Origin of the sequence: Enterococcus sp. AZ109 (assembly GCF_051714625.1) — a bacterium.
Taxonomy (GTDB): Bacteria; Bacillota; Bacilli; order Lactobacillales; family Enterococcaceae; genus Enterococcus_A.
The window spans coordinates 1,580,705-1,599,321 of record NZ_JBIOSF010000001.1 but is presented as its reverse complement, the minus strand read 5'-3'; the positions used below and the strand labels follow the sequence as shown (position 1 = coordinate 1,599,321).

General features: G+C 41.1%; 14 protein-coding genes. 11 read left to right on the top strand and 3 right to left on the bottom strand.

What is annotated here, in order from left to right:
• Positions 1-59 precede the first annotated feature (59 nt).
• The 11 genes from cshA (at position 60) to IGI42_RS07455 (ending at position 16,344) form a co-directional block, all read left to right on the top strand.
• Complete coding sequence (cshA, locus tag IGI42_RS07505) at positions 60-1,598, top strand: degradosome RNA helicase CshA (RefSeq protein WP_438715213.1); 1,539 nt, start codon at positions 60-62, stop codon at positions 1,596-1,598.
• A 467-nt stretch (positions 1,599-2,065) separates the two neighbouring features.
• Positions 2,066-2,416, top strand: coding sequence for a holo-ACP synthase (acpS, locus tag IGI42_RS07500; protein ID WP_438715212.1), 351 nt, complete (start codon positions 2,066-2,068; stop codon positions 2,414-2,416).
• A gap of 16 nt (positions 2,417-2,432) precedes the next feature.
• Positions 2,433-3,554 (top strand): alanine racemase, encoded by a 1,122-nt coding sequence (alr, locus tag IGI42_RS07495; RefSeq protein WP_438715211.1) that lies wholly within the window; start codon positions 2,433-2,435, stop codon positions 3,552-3,554.
• A gap of 11 nt (positions 3,555-3,565) precedes the next feature.
• Complete coding sequence (locus tag IGI42_RS07490; RefSeq protein ID WP_438715210.1) at positions 3,566-3,946, top strand: type II toxin-antitoxin system PemK/MazF family toxin; 381 nt, start codon at positions 3,566-3,568, stop codon at positions 3,944-3,946.
• Positions 3,947-4,387: 441 nt separating this feature from the next.
• Positions 4,388-5,848, top strand: a complete 1,461-nt coding sequence (locus tag IGI42_RS07485; protein ID WP_438715209.1) for a helix-turn-helix domain-containing protein — start codon at positions 4,388-4,390, stop codon at positions 5,846-5,848.
• A gap of 326 nt (positions 5,849-6,174) precedes the next feature.
• Positions 6,175-7,917, top strand: coding sequence for an ABC transporter ATP-binding protein (locus IGI42_RS07480; RefSeq protein ID WP_438715208.1), 1,743 nt, complete (start codon positions 6,175-6,177; stop codon positions 7,915-7,917).
• A complete protein-coding gene (locus tag IGI42_RS07475) occupies positions 7,904-9,787 on the top strand; it encodes an ABC transporter ATP-binding protein (protein WP_438715207.1) in 1,884 nt (627 codons plus the stop codon). Before IGI42_RS07480 ends, IGI42_RS07475 begins: the two co-directional genes overlap by 14 nt.
• A 138-nt stretch (positions 9,788-9,925) precedes the next feature.
• The gene (locus tag IGI42_RS07470) at positions 9,926-10,870 is read left to right on the top strand and encodes an NADP-dependent oxidoreductase (protein WP_438715206.1); all 945 of its coding nucleotides are present in this window, start codon (positions 9,926-9,928) and stop codon (positions 10,868-10,870) included.
• A complete protein-coding gene (locus IGI42_RS07465; protein WP_438715205.1) occupies positions 10,867-11,190 on the top strand; it encodes a hypothetical protein in 324 nt (107 codons plus the stop codon). Before IGI42_RS07470 ends, IGI42_RS07465 begins: the two co-directional genes overlap by 4 nt.
• A 158-nt stretch (positions 11,191-11,348) precedes the next feature.
• Entirely contained in the window at positions 11,349-14,096 is a 2,748-nt protein-coding gene (locus IGI42_RS07460; protein WP_438715204.1) for a YhgE/Pip family protein, read from the top strand.
• Between the two features lie 424 nt (positions 14,097-14,520).
• Positions 14,521-16,344, top strand: a complete 1,824-nt coding sequence (locus IGI42_RS07455; RefSeq protein ID WP_438715203.1) for an amino acid permease — start codon at positions 14,521-14,523, stop codon at positions 16,342-16,344.
• A 48-nt stretch (positions 16,345-16,392) separates the two neighbouring features.
• Here the strand turns inward: IGI42_RS07455 and IGI42_RS07450 are convergent, their stop codons facing one another.
• The 3 genes from IGI42_RS07450 to IGI42_RS07440 are packed head-to-tail and all read right to left on the bottom strand — an operon-like array spanning position 16,393 to position 18,617.
• Positions 16,393-17,055, bottom strand: coding sequence for an ABC transporter permease (locus IGI42_RS07450; protein WP_438715202.1), 663 nt, complete (start codon positions 17,053-17,055; stop codon positions 16,393-16,395).
• Between the two features lie 5 nt (positions 17,056-17,060).
• Positions 17,061-17,975: an osmoprotectant ABC transporter substrate-binding protein gene (locus tag IGI42_RS07445; RefSeq protein ID WP_438715200.1), complete on the bottom strand. Its 915-nt coding sequence runs from the start codon at positions 17,973-17,975 to the stop codon at positions 17,061-17,063.
• 3 nt (positions 17,976-17,978) lie between these two features.
• Positions 17,979-18,617: an ABC transporter permease gene (locus IGI42_RS07440; RefSeq protein WP_438715199.1), complete on the bottom strand. Its 639-nt coding sequence runs from the start codon at positions 18,615-18,617 to the stop codon at positions 17,979-17,981.

The window sequence follows — 18,617 nt, the reverse complement described above, 5'->3', positions numbered from 1 at the left end:
GATACAAAGACCTGCACGCTCCACCTGACATAAGTCAACATATACTAGGAGGATATCATTTGAAATTCAAAGAATTACATTTAGCACCAGAACTATTAGCAGCAATCGAACGCGCGGGCTTTGAAGAAGCGACCCCGATTCAAGAACAGACTATTCCTTTAGCGTTAGATGGAAAAGACGTCATTGGACAAGCACAAACAGGAACAGGTAAAACAGCTGCTTTCGGTTTGCCTATGCTGGACAAGATTGACACTAAAAATCAAATTCTGCAGGGCCTTGTCATTGCGCCTACTCGTGAATTAGCTATCCAAACGCAAGAAGAATTGTTCCGTCTAGGTCGTGACAAAAAGATTCGTGTTCAAGCTGTTTATGGTGGTGCTGATATTGGTCGCCAAATCCGCGGCTTGAAAGACCGTCCGCATATCGTAGTGGGTACACCAGGACGTATGTTGGATCATATTAACCGTCACACCCTGAAATTAGAAACTGTCGAAACTTTAGTATTAGATGAAGCTGATGAAATGCTGAACATGGGCTTTTTAGAAGACATCGAAAAAATTATCAGCAAAGTCCCAGCAAATCGTCAGACACTATTATTCTCTGCTACGATGCCTGACGCAATTAAAAAAATCGGTGTCAAATTCATGAACAAGCCAGAACATGTAAAAATCAAAACAACAGAAATGACTGCTGATTTGATTGACCAATACTATGTGAAGGCAAAAGACTTCGAAAAATTTGATGTAATGACTCGTCTATTCGACGTGCAAACACCGGATTTAGCGATCGTCTTTGGTCGTACCAAACGTCGTGTTGACGAATTAGCGCGTGGCTTAGAAGCTCGTGGTTACAAAGCTGAAGGAATCCATGGTGATTTGTCTCAGCAAAAACGGATGAGCGTTTTACGTTCATTCAAAAAAGGTGATTTAGATATTCTAGTTGCCACAGACGTTGCTGCTCGGGGATTAGACATCTCTGGCGTAACTCACGTGTACAACTACGATATCCCACAAGATCCTGAAAGCTATGTCCATCGTATTGGACGTACAGGCCGTGCTGGTAAAGGCGGAATGTCTGTAACCTTTGTTACACCAAACGAAATGGGCTACTTGCATGTCATTGAAAACTTAACTAAAAAACGTATGACTCCATTGCGTCCGCCAACCGAAAAAGAAGCCTTCAAGGGTCAATTAGGTGCGGCAATTGATCAAGTTCATTCACAATTGGATGAAAGTGCTGAAAGCTTGGATAAATACACTGAATCAGCTGCTGAGTTGTTAAAAACTTATTCTCCAGAAGAATTAGCTGCTTTGTTGTTGAAAACAGTAGCGAAAGATCCTTCTGACGCTGCGCCAGTTAAAATTACACCAGAACGCCCATTGCCTTCTAACAAAAAAGGTGGCTTCAATCGAGGCGGCGGCGGTGGTAAACGTGGCGGCGGTAGCAACCGCAATCGCGGCAAAGACGGGAATCGTGACCGCAACAGCAGTCGTGGCGAACGCTCGAACAAAAACAAAAACTACAGTGGGTCTAAACGGACCAACAACCGTAGTAGTGATAAAAAACGTGGGTTTGTCATTCGTTCGAATAATGACTAAATAGAAAAAGAGCAATCTGATTTTGAATCAGGTTGCTCTTTTTTATTTGTGACAATGTACCAATTAAGAATGTGATAGTGTACAGCATCGACTCGCTAAATCTATGATTGAGTACCTAAATAATCTTCTGCTGATGTCGAAAATTTGAATGTGAATTATCCGCATACAATGAAATATTCATTTATAATAGAAATAAATCTCGAGAATATTCGGAATGATAATTCATATTTCGTTATTTTTGTGCTATTCTATTTAGTGTTAAGAAAGGTAATTTGAGTGATAATGAAAATAAACTGATTTTTTGGATAGCTTAAGGTGTTATTAATCGTTCGATAAATTGGCTTTTTCAGTAGGTGTTAGGCGAATTTCTTAAGCAAATATTCTTTTTTTTTGTTCTTTAAAAAAATAATTAGATTTCGAGGTAGACTTTGGTAAAATGGTAATGATATAAAAGAAGGGGTGGGAAAATGATCAGAGGGATTGGTATTGATGCGGTAGAACTAGATCGTATGGCAAAAATTATCGAAACAAAACCGCAATTTGCTGTCCGGGTATTAACGGAAAAAGAACTAGCACTTTTTACTAGCCATTCTCCTCATCGCAAGGTAGAATTTTTAGCAGGAAGGTATGCGTGTAAAGAAGCATTTTCTAAGGCTTGGGGAACTGGAATCGGGGAACTAAGTTTTCAAGAAATGGAGATTCTGCGTGATGAAACCGGCGCACCTTTTTTTAGTCAATCACCATTTAGCGGTAAGGTTTTCGTTACCTTAACACATACAGATACTATAGCTATGGCTCAAGTATTATTAGAAGAATAGAAAGAAGGATTTTTACGTGGTTGTTACGTACCATCGACCAACACGAGCACTTATACATAAAAGAGCAATTGAAGAGAACATAAGACAAGAAATACAGCGTCTGCCAAAAGGGACTGAATTATTTGCGGTGGTAAAGGCGCAGGGATATGGTCATGGCGCTGTTGCGACTGCACAGACCGCATTAGCTGCTGGTGCGACCGGATTTTGTGTTGCAACCTTGGATGAGGCAATTGAGCTAAGAGAAGTAGGGATTGTTGAACCAATCTTAATTTTGAGTGTTGTTTTTCCTAGCTATTTATCTTTAGTGTTGGATTATGATTTGTCCATCACTGTGGCAACTAGAGACTGGTTGTCTGAAGCCCAAGAGATGTTGACCGAAATAGGATCAGATGTCCCTTTGAAGCTGCATATCAAAGCAGATACGGGTATGGGACGCATCGGTTTCTTGACTCCGGAGGAAGTAAAAGCCGCTGCACAGTTTATTAAAAATTCACCTAATATGGTGTGGGAAGGTCTGTTTACTCATTTTTCGACAGCCGATGAAGCGGATACTGCTTATTGGGAATTACAAAACCAGCGCTTTAACAATATAATGGCGGTGCTGGATGAAAAGCCGCATTATGTGCATACTAGTAACAGTGCTACTGCACTATGGCACAAAGATTTTCCAGGTAATATGGTTCGTTATGGTGTAGCGATGTATGGCCTGAATCCTTCGGGACACGCTTTACCTGAAACGTATCCATTAACACCAGCTTTAGAGCTTGTTTCTGAGTTAATCCAAGTAAAAGAATTGGCCAAAGGTGAAGGTATAGGTTATGGGGAAACTTATATCACGTCTGATAATGAATGGATCGGCACCGTGCCGATTGGTTACGCTGATGGCTGGTTAAGAAAAATGCAAGGTTTTTCCGTTTTGGTAGATGGCAATTATTGTGAGATTGTTGGGCGCGTATGTATGGATCAGTTGATGATTCGCTTACCTAAAGAGTATAGCGTTGGAACTCAAGTGACATTAATCGGGAAAAATGGTTCTGCTGAAGTTACAATGCAGGATGTGGCAGACCATTTAGATACGATCCATTACGAAGTAGCTTGTATGATTTCAGAAAGAGTGCCACGAATTTATAAGGAGTAGGAGGAAGTGTCATGGTTAAGCGTGGTGATATTTATTTTGCAGATTTATCCCCAGTAATTGGTTCGGAACAAGGCGGTATTCGTCCGGTTTTAGTCATTCAGAACAACTTGGGAAATCATTTTAGCCCCACAATCATTGTAGCGGCAATCACAGCAAAAATGGCTAAGCCGAAATTACCAACACACATAGGGATTCACGCAAATAAAACAGGTATTGAGAGAGACTCAGTGATTTTATTGGAACAAATCCGTACCATTGACAAGTCGAGATTAAAAGAAAAGGTTTGTCATTTGGATAAGGGAATGATGAGATCAGTGGATGAAGCATTGCGAGTAAGCGTGGGAATCGAGATTGCTTCGTCCGTCGTAGCAACTCAAACAAATTATACATAAGGTGTCTCTTTCAAGACTTAAAAATAAATACATGATTAGGTAGACAATAAGCTAGCTTTTCTGGTATTCTTACTTGTTAGATACTCTCAAGTTTCACAAAGCAGCTGTATACAACAAGGCAAGAGTTCTTTGATAAAGCAGTCAATTAAAGTTATTAGTAGTTAGAGCGAAGCTTTTGTTTACAGATGGTTTAATTCATAGAGAGTGAAGCAGTAAATCTTGGGATTTATTTATCACTCTCTTATTTTTGACAATTTGTGGATGGATTAGTCTAAAAAAGATTGTTTAACCATTATTTGATTTGAATTATTTGTTTTCTGAACTTATTTAAATGCTAATATGAGAAGGAATCAAGTGTAGTAAGGTATAATGATTACGAGAACTTCCTAGCAGCACGTTTGAAAACAAGTCAAAGTAATGATAAGCAGAGGAGGGCTTCCCGTGAAGCACCTATTAAAAACGACGATTCAACGCCGATTATCTATCATTGGAATATTAAGGGATTTCTTTGATTGGCAAGACCCTCAACTGCTGGCTGATTTGTTGGATTGCTCCACCAAAACCATTTTGTCTGATGTTGAAGCAATCAATCATGACTGGCAAGATAAAATTGGCATTGAGTATTCAAGGACGAAAGGGGTTCGTCTAGATGACAGCTTACACAATAAAATTCGCCCTTTAGCCGCAGATATCATGGAAGAATCTGAAAGCTTTCAGTTTTTAGAGCGCGTTTTTTTTCGCCCAAATGAAGATGCAGACTATTGGATTAATGAACTGTTTATTAGTGAAGCTACTTTTTATCGGATGGTTCGTCAGATTGATGATGTGATGGAGAAGCGGGGATTACGCTTAGAGCGCAAGCCTTTTCGGATCACGGCCGAGGATGAACGCTGGGTCCGCATTTTTTATGTCCATCTTTTCCTTGAAAAATATGGGTTGAGTGAATGGCCTTTTAGCTTAGAAAAAAATCGGGTGGTTAATTTTGTTCGTCAGTCTAGTCGAACCTTTGATATTTTGATGAACGATCGTGATACGATGGAATATAGTTTTCTGCTATCGATTATCATTATTCGCTGCTCGCAAGGGTTAATGATCGATGACCAGAAAGTCGAGGAACCTAATGAAGAAATCTTGGTTAAGTTGCAGGAATTATACAATCTTGCGGAAGAAACGGTGGAGAACTCGGAGTATGTAGTGACCAAAACTTGGTATCAAGAAGTGATTCATAGTTTGTTTTTTGATTACTTCATCACAGATAAGCAGCACACGTATGATGACGTGTGTACCGGGATTGAAAAATTTTTGGAACAATTGGTGACAACCTTCAAAATTCCGTTGGAAGAGCTTAATCAAAAGCATATTACCCAGAAAATGTTACGAATTTACCGCGGGTTTTATATCTACCCGTATTCCCGTTCAATGCTTTTTAATGAAGCTGCTTTTTTCAGCCGCGCTGCTCAGCATTATTATCCTCACTTTGCTAAAATGGTTCAGCAACAATTGATTGATTTAGAACAGGAAATGAACTTTCCTTGGTTTAGTCAATTCTATTTTTTAGTCTTGCGTTGCTTGTTTACTGAATGGGGGCAACTGGCACATTACTTAGATGTTCTATCCCCTAAAGTGAGGATCATGATCGTCAGTGATTCTGGACGCCGCCATGGTGAGATGCTGTCAGAATTAATTCAAAGTCGGTTTTATTATCGAGTAGAAATTAGGGTGTACGATGAGTCAATTCTGGAATTAACCCCAGAGAAGATTGATGCCTTTGGCGCCTATGACCTAGTCATTTCCAACTATAGTCTAAAAAATTATCCTTATCAAAATTTGCAAATTATCGATGACTTTTTAACCGAAGTCGATTTTTCAATTGTTAATTCAGTGATTAAGCAGATTCGTTAATAAATGAGAGGGGAAAAGGGAGGCGTGCCTCTCTTTTTCTATTGATTAAAAAGGAGTAGTTACTACCGCCAACATTTCTGTTGCAGCAATGTTGGCTTTGTCAGGCTTCACAGACTAGCTTTGTCGCCTTCAGCGACAATTGGGCAGGACAGATTTGCCCAATTCCAGTTTTAAGGCTGTAAAACTCAACTATTGCCTTAGCAGAGTTAATGTGAGAACAGTTCATAAAAAGCGTAAGCAAGTTTGCGAAGCCTTTCTTAAGCAAGTAGTTAGAATTACCTGCCAGAAACTCATATACTGGTAGTGAAGTGAAAGGACGTGAATGTATGCTGAAGAAGCTGCTGGCAAATGTCGGCGAATACAAAAAAGATAGTTTGTTAACCCCACTATTTACGATGGGGGAAGTATTAATGGATGTCATCATGCCGCTAATTATGGCTAGCCTGATTGACCAAGGAATTCAAAAAAGTGATCAGTCGCTGATTTTACGTTATGGTGGATTGCTGTTTCTTTGTGCCTTATTTGCATTGTTTATGGGGACTTTAGGAGGACGAACAGCTGCGATTGCATCGGCGGGTTTTGCAAAAAATCTGCGTCATCGTTTGTTTGAAAAAGTGCAAGGCTTCTCTTTCTCCAATATTGACCGTTTCTCCAGCTCGAGTTTGATTACTCGTATGACCACTGATGTAACCAATATTCAGAACGCTTACCAAATGATTATTCGAATCCTAGTGCGTTCACCCTTGATTTTGATCTTTTCTTTGATCATGGCATTCCATATCAATCGGAGTCTATCAATGATTTATTTGATTATTGTACCGTTACTTGGAATTGGTTTAGGTCTGATCATTCACTTTGCCTATCCGATTTTTATGAAGGTTTTCCGTACGTATGACCGTCTAAATAATGTCGTTCAAGAGAATCTTCAAGGGATTCGCGTAGTGAAATCTTACATTCGTGAAGAACATGAAGAAGAAAAATTTGGTGAAGTTTCTCAAGCTGTTTACAATAATTTCGCCAAAGCACAACGGATTGTAGCATTCAATATGCCCGTTATGCAAATTGCAATTTATACTTGTATGTTGTTAATTTCTTGGTTAGGTGCGGAATTGATCGTTGAACAGAGCTCGTTAACGACGGGTGAACTGGTTAGTATGTTCAATTACACCATGCAAATCCTTATGAGCTTAATGATGATGTCGATGACTTTTGTCCAATTAATGATCGCTCGAACGTCAGCTGAACGGGTGATCGCTGTCATTGATGAAGAAAGTGATCTGCAAAATGGGGAGAACCCATTAACAGAAATACCTGATGGCTCAGTAGTATTTGAAGATGTGTGCTTCAGCTATCAGGATGATATGGATAAACTGGTGCTGGAAAATGTCGATCTGGCGATTAAGTCTGGCGAAATGGTTGGAATTGTCGGAGGCACCGGGAGTTCTAAATCCAGCTTGGTCCAGTTGATTCCTCGATTATATGACGTGACGCATGGTCAGGTTAAAGTTGGTGGACATGATGTTCGCCAGTACGATCTAGAAGCATTGCGGGATCAAGTAGGTATGGTGCTGCAAAACAATGTCTTGTTTAGTGGGACTATCAACGAAAATCTGCGTTGGGGAAATGAACAAGCCACGGACGAAGAAATTCAAGCCGCCGCTCAGATTGCTCAAGCCGATCCTTTTATTCAAGAGTTTCCTAAAAAATACGAGACAATGATTTCTCAAGGCGGGAACAACGTCTCGGGTGGTCAGAAGCAGCGTTTGACAATTGCCCGTGCCTTGTTGAAGAAACCAAAGATTTTGATTCTAGATGATTCCACCAGTGCGGTAGATACGAAAACCGATCGCGCGATTCGTGAGGGCTTGAAAAAAGCGATTCCGGGTACAACAACGTTTATTATTTCACAGCGTGTTAGTTCTATTCAGGACGCAGATCGAATCATTGTCTTAGATGACGGTAAAATTAATGGGATAGGAACCCATGATGAATTACTGGCAAACAACCAGATTTATCAAGAAGTCTTTAATTCTCAACAGAAAGGATTTGGTGAACATGATTCCGAATAATCGAAAATTTGCTAAATCCAGTCCCACAAAGACTTTAAAGCGTCTGTTGAAAATTATGCTGGAAAAATATAAGCTTCAGCTCTTTATCGTTTTTGTTGCGATCTTAGTTAGTGCCTTTGCCAATGTTCGCGGTTCTTTATTCCTGCAAGTGGTAATTGATGACTATATTACGCCGATGCTGGGGCAGTCAAATCCAGATTTTAGCGGCCTATTAAAGGCCATTATGACAATGGGTTTGATCTACGCCGTGGGAATTGTGGGAACATTGTTTTACAACTTAGTGATGGTAAAAGTTTCTGAAGGCACACAAAAGACTATTCGTGACAACATGTTTACTCACATGGAGAGCTTGCCGTTGCGATACTTTGATGCCAATTCAGACGGTGATATCATGAGTCACTTCACCAATGATACGGATACGTTAAGACAGATGATTTCTCAGAGTATTCCCAATCTGTTGATGGCGTTTGTTACCTTTGTTTCTGTTTTTATTGCGATGTTTTCTATTAGTATTCCGTTGGCTCTTTTCGTGATGTTCTCGGTCTCGTTAATGTTTGTGATGCTGCGCTTTATCTCAAAACGTAGCGGTCGCTATTTTGGCGATCAGCAACGGGATCTGGGTAAGGTGAACGGCTATGTGGAAGAAATGATGCATGGACAAAAAGTCGTGAAAGTCTTTAATCATGAGAAGAAGGCGATTGCGGAATTTGATGCGATCAATGAAAATTTGCGGGAAAGTGCGGCTAAAGCCAATGGAACAGCCAACATGCTGATGCCAATTATGATGAACCTATTGAACATTCAATATGTATTAGTTGCGATTGTCGGCGGTTTGTTTGCAGTGTATGGTGTATCGGCATTAACTGTTGGTATGATCGCTTCGTTCTTACAATTGAGTCGTTCATTGAATGGACCAATCAGTCAAATTTCTCAACAAATCAACTTTGTTATTATGGCTCTAGCCGGTGCTGATCGAATTTTCCAATTACTAGATGAAGAACCCGAAGTAGACGATGGCTATGTAACGCTGGTGAATGTTACCGAAGAAAATGGCCAGTTGGTAGAATCAAAACAACGGACTGGACTGTGGGCATGGAAACATCCGCATGAGGATGGCAGTACGACTTATACTCGCTTGACTGGTGATGTTCGCTTTGAAGATGTGAACTTCGGCTATGATGCAAATAATATGGTCCTACACGACATTAACCTTTATGCAGAACCTGGACAAAAGGTCGCCTTTGTTGGGGCGACAGGTGCAGGAAAAACGACGATTACGAATTTGATCAACCGCTTTTACGATATTCAAGACGGGAAAATCCGTTACGATGGGATCAACGTGAAAAAGATCAAAAAGAATTCGTTACGTCACTCATTAGGGATTGTTCTGCAGGATACGCATTTGTTTACAGGGTCAATTAAAGAAAATATTCGTTATGGTCGTTTAGATGCGACAGATGAAGAAGTATATGAGGCCGCTAAATTGTCTAATGCGGACATGTTTATCCAGCATTTACCAGAAAAATACGAGACAGTGATCACTGGTGATGGGGATGGCTTGTCTCAAGGTCAGCGTCAACTGTTGGCGATTGCCAGAGCAGCGATTGCTGATCCGCCGGTAATGATTATGGATGAAGCAACATCTAGTATCGATACTCGGACCGAAAGTATCGTTCAAACTGGGATGGATCGCTTGATGGAAGGGCGTACGGTATTTGTAATTGCCCATCGCTTGTCTACCATCCAAAACTCAGATGTCATCATGGTAATGGATCACGGACGAATCATCGAACGGGGCGACCATGATAGCTTGCTAGAAGAGCATGGCATGTATTATCAGCTATACACTGGTAAAGTTGAGTTGGATTAAGGCTAGATAGTTTCAAAGCTAGTCATTTTGTATTATTGTTAAGATAGGTAAAGCGGCGAGGTTTCGTGTAAACCTGGCCGCTTTTTTATGTTTGGTTTTCAAAACAGTAAGTTTTTTTTATAGAAAGGATGAGGGAAGATGAAACGATTTGCAATGAAGGAGTATGGTCCAGCAAGAGAGGTCCTGACGGAAATTGATGCCGCACCTCGTGAAATGGATGAGACCCACGTTCGGGTGAAAATCATGGCTTTTGGTGTGAATCCGTATGATGTTCTACTTCGTCAGGGGAAAATGAGCAGCTTTCGTACCTTGAAGTTTCCTTACGTTTTAGGCAATGACGGTGCTGGAATTGTAACGGAAGTCGGATCGCAGGTGGAACATGTAGCGTTGGGGGATCAGGTAATTTTGCATGCAGTTGGCGGGACTTATGGCGAAGAAATCGTTGTTCCGGGTGGGAAAGTTGCTAAAAAGGTTGCGACTGTCAGTTGGGCTGAAGCAGCAGGTGCGGTTACGCCGTGGTTGACTGCATATAACGTAGTTACCCATACACTAGGGGATAAAATTGGCGGAACGATTTTAGTTCAAGGGGCCTCTGGAGCAGTCGGTTCGTTACTAGTACGTCTTTTAAAATATCAAGGAAAAACGGTGTATGCTACAGCTTCGAAAAAGAACGAAGAATTAGTTCGTTCATTAGGCGTGGATGAATTTGCGGCGTATGATCAAGAAGATGTTGGTGTGCGCTTTGAAGAACAGATTGATACTGTGATTGATGCAACCAAGGGAAGCCGAACCGCTGAATCTGGTTTAAAAGCGATGAAAGCTGGCGGTAATTATGTCGTATTGAATGATCTTCCAGAAGATCAATCCAAAGCAGGTAATTATCAGCATTATGCACCATCTAAAGAATATTCAGATTTAGAAGCGCTAGAAGCCTTTAATCAATTATACGAAACGGCGGATCTCCATATTACTATCGCTCAAAAGTATCCTTTTACATTAGAAAGTGTCGTTGAAGCACATGAAGCATTAGAAGGTCATCCGCCTGCTGGTAAGTTCATCGTTGAAAGGGAAGAAAGCAAATGAATCAGAAAAAATGGGAAGTAGTACGGGCTAATTACTCAGCGGAGAAAGAATATATTGAGGATGGCTACTACCGTTTGAGACCAACGGAGGAAGGTTACCAATTGGCTTTCCTTGTTCCAGGAATGTGTGGGGAAACGTTGATCCATCCTGAAATAACCATTGAAATGATTGATGGTGTAGCTACACCGATTCGGTTAATCGATATGGAGAGTACGCCTACGCTGCGTCTAAGTGTGAAAGACGGCGATGGCAAAGAAATTAAGCAACAGACTGAGGCGTTGTTAAACAAGTTTATCGCTGCTAAAAAACTAGTGCTTTAAGCTTTTCTTTACCTTTGATGATTGGAAAGGGATACATTTGTGACAGATCGTCATATGTGTCGTAAAAGTTGATTCCACGCGGTTTCAATAATTGAAAAGAATCAAATTTCCGTGCTAAAGTAAGTGAGTGAAAAAATATAACTAGTGGGTGAAATGAAATGAAACCATTCCAATCAATCAAACATACGTTACAATTATACGCCCTCGATTGGAAGCGAATCGCCAAAAATCCGATTGCAGTTGTGCTGATGCTCGCTTTGATGGTTATTCCCTCCCTTTATGCTTGGTTTAATATTAAAGCGCTGTGGGACCCGTATTCCAATACCGGAGAGCTGCCAATTGCTGTGTATAGTGCGGATGCTGGAGCGTCTTTTCAAGGTAAAGATATTGAGATTGGCGATCAGGTAATTGATAACCTTCATAAAAACAAGCAATTGGGTTGGCAATTCGTCGATTCCAAGGATGAAGTTGTTGAAGGAGTGAAATCAGGAAAATACTACGCAGGGATTTATTTACCTAAAGAATTTTCCGAAGATTTATTAAGCTTTACTTCTGGCGACATTAAGAAACCAAAAATTGAGTATTACTTGAATCAAAAGATTAATGCCATTGCACCAAAAATTACGGATAAGGGAGCCGGCTCCATTCAGCAGGAAATTACGGATGAATTTATCAAAACCGCCAGCTCTACTCTGCTGACAGCCTTTAACGAGATAGGCTACAATATCGATGAAAATCTGGTAAGCATCAACAAGGTGAAGGATTTGATTCTCACCACCAATGATAATTTGGATGAGATCGATCAATACACACAGGAAATTGTAGCGGTCCAAGGCAAACTGCCAGAATTGAAGGAAAAGCTGGCGCAAGCCAATCAGCTGCAAAGTTATTTACCGCAAATTGATGAGTTAGGTCAAAAGCTAGTCACCTTAAATCAAAAATTTCCTGAATTGAAACAGCAGGCTAGTATCATTTTAACTTTGCAACAAAAAATTCCTGAAATTCAACAAGCGGGTCAGCAGCTAGCAACAGTCGACGCTGATTTTGCTTCGATTCAACAAACCTTAACGGATGGGATTGATGAAGCGAAACAAGGGCTGCAAATCATCCAGCAGGTGCAACAAATTCTGCCCGATGTTCAACAACTGGGAAATCAAGCGGATGATTTAGCCACCACTACTAAAAATGGTGCGGAGCAATTGAAAGATGCGGTGCCAAGTATTGCTAACAGTGTCCAAATAACGTTGAGCTCAATTGGACAGGTGGCAACTACGACTTCTTCTATAGCGGATGCAATTAACCAGGCGATTACTGATAATGAGTTGTCCGAGGCTGAACGTGCTAATTTGGAGCAGTTGATCCAAGACTTCATGGATAATGTTAATCGTCAGAAAGATGCGAATACTTCAGTTATTGGTTTCATGCAACAATTGAAGGCACAGGCAGACTCAAATGGTTTAACTGATGCTAGCCAAGCCTTATCAGCGATTATTGACGACTTGAACAGAATTAATTCAGCTCTGGATACCTTGAATCAACGTTTGGGCAGCTTGAAGCAAGCAGTTCATGATAATGATATTGAAGGTTTGCAAGAATACTTAAAAGATTACTTTGGAGAAATTCAACAAGCCGCAAATGAGGTGGCTGATTTAGCTAATGGTATCGATGTACAACAAGTATCTAATACAGTCACATCGGTCCTAGACAAGGTCATCAGCACCATCACGACTGCTCAAGGCGTCTTGAACCAAGCCCAACAAATCGATTTTGCTTCCTTGTTAGCAAACACCCAACAAACCGTTGCCAATGCCATTCCAATTTTGGAAAAGTATCAACAACAAATGCCGGCAATCGGTCAAGAAGTTCATGATGCTAATGTCTTATTAAATGGACATATGGATATGATCGTCAATGGTATTAACACGGGCGCGAGTCTTTACAACAACGAGTTGCCCGTTGTAGAACAGCGTTTGGGCCAAGCTTCTGACTTTATGCAAAATGATTGGCCAGGAGTCAAAAATGATATTAATCAAGGATTAAACATTGCCAATGAAAAAATGCCCGAAGTAGAATCGGCGTTAAATATGGCGACAGATCTAATCCAAAATGACTGGCCAACTTTACGCAGTGGGATTCAAAAAGCGGCTGAAGCGATTAACCAAGGAAACGAAACGATTGATTTAGGCGAAATCGTGAAATTGCTGAAATTAGATGCGCAAAAGGAAAGTAATTTCTTCGCAGAACCCGTCGATCTACAAACGAATACTATGTATCCCATTGAAAATAACGGATCAGCAAGTGCACCATTTTATACTGCGCTCTGTCTGTGGGTAGGTGCCGTTTTGTTTTCAAGTGTAACGACGACTGATTTTTATCTAGATAAAAAAGATCGTGGCAAATACACGAAACGAGAACAATTTGGTGCACGTTTACTCACTTATATGACGATGGGAATAGGCCAAGCGTTGGTGGTTTCTTTAGGGAACTATTTCTTACTAGGAGTTTATGTAAAGAATCCATTTTGGAGTGTCCTATTTGCTCTGTTAGTGGTAGTAGCCTTCACGATGATGGTTTACGTTCTCGTCGCATTGTTTGGGACTGTCGGTAAGGGGATGGCCATTATCATACTGGTCTTGTCTATCTCTGGTGGTGGCGGAAACTACCCCATTCAAGTGTCTGGGAAATTCTTCCAAGCGGTGAATCCTTGGCTGCCCTTTACCCATGCAGTCAATCTATTGCGGGAAAGCGCCGGTGGGATCTACTGGCCTAATGCACAAACAGACATATTGATTATGCTGTTTATCATTGTTTTGTTCGGCGTTATTGGAACATGGGCTTACCCAATCATCCAACCAAAAACAGCGAAGCTAACGAAAGTTTCCCATGAAAGTAAAATCTTCCATTAAGCGAAAGCAGGAGATCACTTTGTTGTGAATTTCCTGCTTTTTTAATTTGATAAATAATTGCAAACGGGTTACTCTTGAGCCCTCTTTTTTGTTTAGCTAGCTTTTAGCAGATTCTAATCAAAACGGGTGTTGACTTTTATTTCAAAGGCGAGTAGTATGGCGATTGCTTGCAGTTATTTGGCGGAAATGATGAAAAAGTATTTCGATTTTTGACGAGTGTTTTGTTCAGTGTTTCGCTAAATTTGTCTAAGCCGAGCAGTTTAGTTGGACGCTTTAGAAAATGGGAATACACTAAGTAGTGAAATAGATAATTAGGGGAAAAATTTAAAACATCCAGTCTAGAAGAATGGTACGTGTACGAAAATCAAAACTAATTTTTCTAGAAAAGTTATTACCTTAAGATCGAGTTAGGAGCTGAAACAAAGTGAATTATTTAAAACGGTTGTTGGTAGGGCGACCTTTAAAATCATCAGAAAATGATGAACAGAGCTTGTCGCGGTTTGCGGCGTTGGCATTATTATCGTCAGATGCCTTGTCATCAGTGGCGTATGGAACGGAACAAATCGTGGTTGTATTAATGACCCTATCGGCTGCGGCAATCTGGTACTCGCTGCCAATTGCAGCGGTGGTCTTAGTATTACTCGCTTCACTGATTTTTTCTTATCGGCAAATCATTCACGCCTATCCTCATGGCGGCGGAGCTTATGTTGTCAGTAGTGAAAATTTAGGGAAAAGTGCGGGACTGATTTCGGGTGGTTCACTGCTGGTTGACTATATGCTAACCGTGGCAGTGTCTGTGTCAGCAGGAGCTGAGGCGATTGCATCAGCGATCCCAGCGTTATATAACCATCGGGTATTGATTGCAGTGGTGATTGTGCTGTTGTTAATGCTGATGAACTTGCGGGGATTGCGAGAATCGGCTGGATTTTTGATGCTGCCTGTTTATTTGTTCATTGCCATTATGACTGTGTTAATTATTGTCGGGTTAGTCAAAATTGTCACTGGAGTTACGCCGATACAGGCGACTGCTCAGGCGGGATCGTTTGTCCCAGGGATCAGTATAGCACTCTTGCTGCGGGCCTTTTCTTCCGGGTCTTCCTCTTTAACTGGGGTAGAAGCAATCAGTAATGCGGTGCCGTTTTTCAAGAAACCACGGGCTAAAAATGCTGCAGGAACCTTAGCAATGATGGGCATTATCCTAGCTTTCTTCTTTACGGGGATTACTTTTTTGAACTATTGGTATGGGATTGTTCCTTCTGAACAGGTGACGGTCTTGTCTCAAGTAGGAGAAGCCGTTTTCGGTAAAGGGATCATGTATTATATTATGCAGTTTGCTACAGCGTTAATCTTAGCCGTGGCAGCCAATACGGGTTTTTCGGCTTTTCCAGTATTAGCGTATAATCTAGCTAAAGATAAATTTTTACCACATCGATACCAAGATCGCGGGGATCGGCTCGGTTATTCTAACGGAATCATCACGTTGGCATTAGGTTCGATTGTCTTGTTGATGATCTTTCAAGGGTCAACCGAACGTTTGATTCCGCTATATTCCGTGGGGGTATTTATTCCCTTTACTTTGTCTCAAACAGGGATGGTGAAAAAGTGGTACAGTGAGGGCGGTCCTTGGTTAAGAAGATCAATTGCCAACATTATTGGTGCTCTGATTTCCTTCTCAATTGTAGTGATCTTGTTTATTTACCGCTTGAATGATATTTGGCCGTTTTTCATCATTATGCCGATCTTGATTTTTGTCTTTTACAAAATCAATCAACACTATAAAAATGTGGCTGAGCAGTTGCGGTTAGCTGAAGAGGTCGAGCTCCATGAATACGATGGGAATGCGGTAATTGTGTTAGTCGGAAACGTGACTCAGGTGAATATTGGCGCGCTCAATTATGCTCGGTCTATCGGGGATTATGTGATCGCCATGCATGTTTCATTGGATGAAAATTCTGAAAAGGAAAAGGAAATCCAGCGGGAATTTAAAGAGAAATTCCCTGACGTACGCTTTTCAGTCGTTCGTTCGCCGTATCGTTCGATTGTCAATCCAGTCGCTCGCTATGTGGATCGAGTAAGTAAGAATTCGAAAAAATACAATTATACGACAACCGTTTTGATACCAGAATTTGTACCTAACAAAGCTTGGAAGCTGTCGCTCCATAACCAGACAGCTTTGCGATTACGATTGCGTTTGTCTTATCGAGACGATATTGTGATTAGTACCTATAATTATCATTTGAAGAAATAAAAGAATCAGGAACGGGAATCTATAAAAGATTTCCCGTTCCTGATTTCTTTATTTACTCGTTTTTGTCGCTGGATCTAAGCGTTTTTCCACTAAGCCTAACAACCAGTCGGTAATGATGGCCATTAAAGCGGTGGGCAAAGCACCTGCTAAGATAATTGCGGTTCCGTCAGTGGCATTGGTTCCGCGGATGATAATATCACCGAGGCCGCCGGCACCAACGAAGGCGCCAATCGCAGTGATCCCAATCGCAACCACGAGGGCATTTCGAATCCCGGCCATAATGACTGAAACTGATAAAGGCAGTTCAATCATATACAAGCGTTGGAAGGAAGTCATTCCCATACCCTTGCCGACATCTAGGGCGTTACGATCGACTTGCCGCATCCCGGTATAGGTGTTTTTAATAATTGGCAGTAATGAGTAAAGAAAGACAGTTAAGATAACGACATTTGCACCTAAGCCTAAGCCTAGCATTAGAATTGAAATCATCGCTAGCGAAGGGATTGTTTGGATAATGTTCGCAATCCGAATCACCCAGTTGGCTAGCTTGTAATGTTTGGAAATAAAGATCCCCACTGGAATTCCCACAATTGCCGCAAACAGCACGCCATAAATTGAAATCAAGAAGTGGCGATAGAATTGTGAGAAGACATAAGTGCCATTCACTTGAAAATACTCAATGAATTGTTGAAATGTATTCATGTTTTCCATTACGCTCACTCTCCTTCAAAGTAGTTGTGCTCTTCTAAAAATTCTTTGGCTACCACTGAAGGTTCCACCAAATCATTGTCGGCACGATAGTTTAATTTTTGCATTTGTTCTGTATCTATGGTTCCGGCTAGTTTTCCTAAGATTTCACGGAGTTCGGGATTTTTATCGAGAACTTCATTGGATGCTACAGATGCGGCATCGTAAGGGGGGAAGAAGTGCAGGTCATCTTCCAACATCACTAAGTCGTAGCTGGCAATTCGTCCGTCGGTGGAATACCCGAGAACAATATCCATCCGCCCAGCATCGACTGCATCGTAAACTAACCCGATTTGCATTGGTAAAATTGAAGAAAACTCAAAGCCATACATTTCCTTAAAGCCGTCGTAGCCATCGCCTTCACGAGTGATCCAAGCAGTATCGACCCCTGCAGTTAATTCACCGGCAACATCCTGCAAATCGCTGACCTTCGTTAAGTTGTATTTTTCAGCCGTGTCTTTTCGTACTAAGAAAACATAAGTATTGTCAAAACCAAATGATGGGAACCAAGTTTGCTGGTAACGTTTTTGAAACTCCTTACTAACCAACTCGAAGGCTTTATCTGGATCATTTTCAGCAGGTAATCCTAGGGTAGCTGTTACGTCTGTCCCCGTATAACGAGCTGCTGAAATGGACGCATTACCGTTCATCATGGCTTGATGATTAATCGTAGTAGTCGCTAAATTATTAATGACCGTCGTATTTAAATCTGTATAATGTTCCACCATCTCGGCCACGATCCCACCTAAAATTTGAGCTTCGGTGGTTACGCCGCCGGTAATTCCCACTGTATCTTCATTGTCATTAGAGGATAATCCAGGGAAGGAACAACTGCTTAGAACAAATAAGGCAAGTCCTAAAATAAGTAATTTGGCTTTTTTCATGAACTATTCCACCTCCTTTCGCAGTGCTTTTGGGGTTAATTTATCTTCCAATAAGCCCAACAAGAAGTCCGATAATAATGCGATAATAATGACAGGAATAGTTCCGGCAAAAATCAATGGCGGTTGGAAATTGTTCAAGCCACTAAAGATCAAATCGCCTAACCCTCCGGCACCGATGTAAGAAGCTAATGTTGCCCAAGCAACTACATAAACCGCTCCTAAACGAATCCCCGCCATAATGGTAGGAATAGCAATTGGAACTTCAACTGAAATAATTGACTGCATATTGGTCATGCCCATACCTTGAGCTACATCGCGGTAGTTGCTGTCCACATTTCGCATCCCAATATAAGTATTCCGTAAAATTGGCAATAAAGAATAAATGAATAGCGCGATAATCGCTGGGACTTTCCCAACCCCAAAGAATGGGATCATTAGAGCCAACAAGGCTAATGAAGGAACCGTTTGCAGGACACTGGCAATTCCAATGATGACATTTGCTACTCGAGGTAAGCGGGTAAGCAAGATGCCTAGCGGAACTGCAAACAAAATCCCAAGAATCAAGGCAAAGGCTGAGATATAAATATGTTCAGCGCTTTTGGTGAGGATTTGTCCGCCGTATTCGTTAATGAATTGCTGCAT

Coding starts and splice junctions, on each gene's coding strand:
- IGI42_RS07465 (WP_438715205.1), top strand. CDS start 10,867: ATGAATCAGAAAAAATGGGAAGTAGTACGGGCTAATTACTCAGCGGAG.
- IGI42_RS07445 (WP_438715200.1), bottom strand. CDS start 17,975: ATGAAAAAAGCCAAATTACTTATTTTAGGACTTGCCTTATTTGTTCTA.
- IGI42_RS07460 (WP_438715204.1), top strand. CDS start 11,349: ATGAAACCATTCCAATCAATCAAACATACGTTACAATTATACGCCCTC.
- IGI42_RS07480 (WP_438715208.1), top strand. CDS start 6,175: ATGCTGAAGAAGCTGCTGGCAAATGTCGGCGAATACAAAAAAGATAGT.
- IGI42_RS07470 (WP_438715206.1), top strand. CDS start 9,926: ATGAAACGATTTGCAATGAAGGAGTATGGTCCAGCAAGAGAGGTCCTG.
- IGI42_RS07490 (WP_438715210.1), top strand. CDS start 3,566: ATGGTTAAGCGTGGTGATATTTATTTTGCAGATTTATCCCCAGTAATT.
- IGI42_RS07475 (WP_438715207.1), top strand. CDS start 7,904: ATGATTCCGAATAATCGAAAATTTGCTAAATCCAGTCCCACAAAGACT.
- IGI42_RS07450 (WP_438715202.1), bottom strand. CDS start 17,055: ATGGAAAACATGAATACATTTCAACAATTCATTGAGTATTTTCAAGTG.
- acpS (WP_438715212.1), top strand. CDS start 2,066: ATGATCAGAGGGATTGGTATTGATGCGGTAGAACTAGATCGTATGGCA.
- IGI42_RS07440 (WP_438715199.1), bottom strand. CDS start 18,617: ATGCAGCAATTCATTAACGAATACGGCGGACAAATCCTCACCAAAAGC.